The 3,940-nt window shown below is 74.9% G+C and carries 4 protein-coding genes; 1 reads left to right on the top strand and 3 read right to left on the bottom strand.

The genetic code is table 11. The features are described 5' to 3' along the window. The coding region (locus tag AOK18_RS19525; protein ID WP_055695200.1) for a Gfo/Idh/MocA family protein at positions 1 to 834 on the top strand (834 nt) is incomplete at its 5' end. Between the two features lie 139 nt (positions 835 to 973). Here AOK18_RS19525 and AOK18_RS19520 read toward each other — a convergent pair. From AOK18_RS19520 to AOK18_RS19510, 3 genes are all read right to left on the bottom strand, one after another. After that, positions 974 to 2,239, bottom strand: coding sequence for an MFS transporter (locus AOK18_RS19520; protein WP_055695199.1), 1,266 nt, complete (start codon positions 2,237 to 2,239; stop codon positions 974 to 976). Positions 2,240 to 2,270: 31 nt separating this feature from the next. Beyond that, positions 2,271 to 2,858, bottom strand: coding sequence for an ArsR/SmtB family transcription factor (locus tag AOK18_RS19515; RefSeq protein WP_055695198.1), 588 nt, complete (start codon positions 2,856 to 2,858; stop codon positions 2,271 to 2,273). 522 nt (positions 2,859 to 3,380) lie between these two features. Beyond that, the coding region (locus AOK18_RS19510) for a Gfo/Idh/MocA family protein (protein WP_240503241.1) at positions 3,381 to 3,940 on the bottom strand (560 nt) is incomplete at its 5' end.

Here is a 3,940-nt window from a genome sequence, read left to right as displayed (position 1 = left end):
GCCGCGATCGCGGCGGCCGGCGTCGACGCCGTGCTCGTCGCCTCCCCGGGGCCGGCCCACGAGGCCGCCCTGCTCGCCGCGTTCGAACGCGACCTGCCCGTCCTGTGCGAGAAACCGCTCACCCCCGACGCGGCCTCCGCGCTGCGCGTCGTCGAAGCCGAACGGGCACTCGGCCACCGCCGCGTCCAGGTCGGCTTCATGCGCCGCTACGACGCCGAGTACGTCCGCCTCAAGGCACTGCTGGAGACGGGGCGGCTGGGCCGGCCCCTGATGCTGCACCACCGGCACCGCAACGTGGCGAGCCCTCCGTTCTTCACCACGTCCATGCTGATCACCGACTCCGTCTCCCACGAGGTGGACGTCACCCGCTGGCTGCTGGGCCACGAGATCACAGCGGTCACGGTGCTCACCCCCGCGCCCTCTCCCGGGGCGCCCGAGGGACTGCGCGACCCGCAGTTCGTCGTCCTGGAGACCGACGGCGGTGCGCTCGGCGACGTCGAGATCTTCGTCAACTGCGGCTTCGGCTACCAGGTCCAGGCCGAAGTCGTCTGCGAACGCGGCACCGCCCGCATCGGCGACGACCACCACCTGGTCACCCACGCGGACGGCCGCTGGGGCGGCCCCCTCACCCAGGACTGGACCGAGCGCTTCGCCCAGGCCTACGACGACGAGCTCCGGGCCTGGGTCGACACCACCCGCCGGGGCGAGGTCGGCGGCCCCGGCGCCTGGGACGGTTACGCGGCGGCCGCCGTCTGCGAGGCCGGCGTCCGGGCCCTGGAGAAGGGCGGCCGGGTGGAGGTCGAACTGGCGGAGAAACCCGCGCTGTACCGGTGAGGCGACGTGAGGCCCGGCCGCTCCCCGGTCGGGACGCCGCCGGCCGGCCGGGGACCGGTACCGGATCCGCCGCCGGCCCGGGCGCGTCCTTCGCCCGCCGACGGGGACCGCGGGCCCGGCCCGGTCCGAACGAGGGGCGTCAGGCGGTCGTGCCCGGCCGCCGGGGCAGTTCGGCCCGGCGCACCGCGCCGGAGGCCAGGGCGATGACCGCGCCCAGGCCGGCGAAGGCTCCGCAGCCGACGAACACCGGGGCCGCGCCCCAGGTTCCGATGGCGGCGCCGACCAGCGGATAGCCAAGGGGCGCGAGGCCGACCATGGTGAGCATGACGACGGAGGTGACCCGGCCGAGGTAGGCGGGGTCGGCCGCGGTCTGTATCAGGGCGTTGTTCAGGGTGCTGAAGACACCGGCGCCCAGCCCGGTCACCAGGGCCAGCAGCACGGCGAGCCACAGCGCCGGCACCAGGGCGACGGCGGCCGCTCCCGCGCAGCCCGCGAACAGGGTTCCCGTCATCACCAGGCCGGCCCGGGGCAGCCGGCCGACGACGGTGAGCAGCGCGGCGCCGGCCGCCGCGCCCGCGCCGAAGCCGCTGACGATCCAGCCGTAGCCGGAAGGGCCCCAGCCGCGCTCGGCGTTGAGGAGCACCATGCCGACGTTGAGGGGGCCGACGAGGCCCAGCTCGCAGACGGCGCAGGCGGTGACGAGCGGGCCGATGAGGCGGTGGCGGCGGACGTAGCGCAGGCCGTCGACGAGGTCCCTCCCCACCGTGCCGGGCTCCGGCCGCCCCTCGCCGCGTGCGGCGAGGGGGCGTATCCGTACCGTCAGCAGGAGGGGCAGGGACAGGGCGAAGAGCAGGCCTGCCACGGTGAAGGCGGCCGCCGTGCCCCCGATCCCCATGGCCAGGCCGCCGATCGGCGGGCCCGCGATCTGGCTGAGGCGGACCGACAGGGAGCGCAGGCCGGTGACGCGGGCCAGCTGGTCGGGGCTGGTGATCCGGGGCGGGAGGGCTCCGATCGCGGGGACGAACAGGGCGTCCACGGCGCCGAAGACGAGCGCCACCGCGACCAGGATCCACAGGGCCGGCGCGGTCAGCGCGATCCCGGCGGCCACCGAGAGGACGAGGAGGCAGCGCAGCGCGTCGCTGCCGAGGAGCACCCGGCGGGGGTCGAGCCGGTCGGCCAGCACGCCCCCGCCGAGCATCAGTAACGCGCGCGGCAGTGCTCCGGCGGCCATGACGAGGCCGACCTGGGTGGGGCCGCCGGCCTTCTGGGCGGACCAGCCGAGGGCGACGAAGTACACGCCGTCGCCCACGAGGGAGGCGGTGTACGCGGCGAGCCAGCGCAGTACGTTGCCGTCGCGGTGGGCCGGCGCGGCGTGTTCGGGCAGGACTGTTCCAGCGGGGACCATGACGGACTCCAGGGGGTCGGGGACGGCCGTGTCAGAGCCGGAACGGAAAGCCGTAGAGGTGCACGGCCACGTGCTCGCGGTCCTCCGTGCGGCCGTCCGCCCGGGCGGCCTTGCCGCGTTCCCGCCAGCGCCTGGCCAGCGCCTCGAGTTCGTCGTTCATCTCGGCGAGTTCGGCGGGGGTCAGGTCGATCAGCCATTCGGAACTGAACGCGGCGTCGGTCCACGCCTTGCCCCAGGCGGCCCTCTGGTCCAGGTACGCGCGGTACTGGGCGGTGCGGGTGTCGAAGATGCCGCGGCTCACCGCGCCGACGGCGGCGGCCCCTTCGGGCGTGTCCGCGAAGTCCGAGTCGCGGAAGCCCCAGCCCTCCTCGGACGCCACCTGCCACCACCGCTCCCGGCCGTCGGCGCTCCGGCCGCTCGCCTCGCTCACGAAGCCGTGCTCGGCCAGTTTGCGCAGGTGGTAACTGACCAGCGACGGCGCCTGATCGACCTGCTCGGCGAGCTGGGAGGCGGTCGCCGAACCCGCGGCGTACAGCAGCCGGTAGAGCTGCATCCGCAGGGGGTTGGTGAACGCCTTCAGCCGGGACAGGTCGGTGATCCGCTCGTGCTTCGCTCCCATGCGTCCACGGTAGGTAGGAAGCGAAAATTGCGCAATATAATTTTCATAAAAGCGCGGTGGGTGTCCCGGGGCTCCCGCCGCCCCGTGACGTCCCGCCCCGTCGCCGCCGAGCGCGCACCCGCCTCAGGGAGAGGGGCGTCGAGTCCGACGGCCCGGGACACCGCACGGGACCTGATCGGGGGAGCGGCCGGATTCCCGGTGGACGGCGGGCCGACCGCGCCCCCGCTTCGGTGCACCCTCCTTCCGGGCGGCCCTGCTCCGCCGCGCCGTCCGATCGCGCCGCCCGGCTGGGAGGCGCGGCCGTCACGGCCGTGACCGTGACGGCCACGGCCACGGCTGCGGAGATCCGCAGGGGTCCGCGCCGTTCCCGGGGCGGGGGACCCGCCGCCCCGGCCCGGCGGAGAACCTCGGGGAGCGCTTCGCGATCCGCGCGGCCCCGGACCCCGCCCCGCGAGGGCTCGGAAAGGGCCCGGAGTCCCGGGCCGGTTCCGTTCGCGGCCCGGGGGTGCCTCCGGTGCCGGCTCAAGCCCGGCGTACCTCCTCGAGGGTGACGGGACGGTGCTCGTGCAGGGACAGGGTGCACGCCTCGGCGATCCAGCCCGCCTCCAGGGCGTCCGCCACCGTGCACGGGGACGGCCGGGAGCCGGCCACGACCTCGGTGAACGCGGTGAGTTCGGCGCGGTAGGCGGCGGTGAAGCGGTCCATGAAGAAGTCGTGGGGAGTGCCCGCCGGGAAGGTCACCCCGGGCTCCACCGACCGCAGCGGCAGCTTGTCCTCCAGGCCGACCGCGATGGAGTCGGTGAAGCCGTGGATCTCCATGCGGACGTCGTAACCACGGGCGTTGTGGCGGCTGTTGGAGACCACGGCGATGGTTCCGTCGTCCAGGGTGAGGAGGGCCCCGGTGGTGTCGGCGTCACCCGCCTCCTTGATGTAGCCGGCGCCCCGGTTGCCGCCGACCGCGTACACCTCGGTCACCTCGCGGCCGGTCACCCAGCGGATGATGTCGAAGTCGTGCACGGAACAGTCGCGGAAGATGCCACCGGAGGCGGCGACGTACGCGGCCGGCGGCAACCGGGGCGCCG

This window comes from Streptomyces prasinopilosus (assembly GCF_001419695.1).
Lineage (GTDB): Bacteria > Actinomycetota > Actinomycetes > Streptomycetales > Streptomycetaceae > Streptomyces > Streptomyces prasinopilosus.
This window is presented reverse-complemented; position numbering and strand designations above follow the sequence as displayed.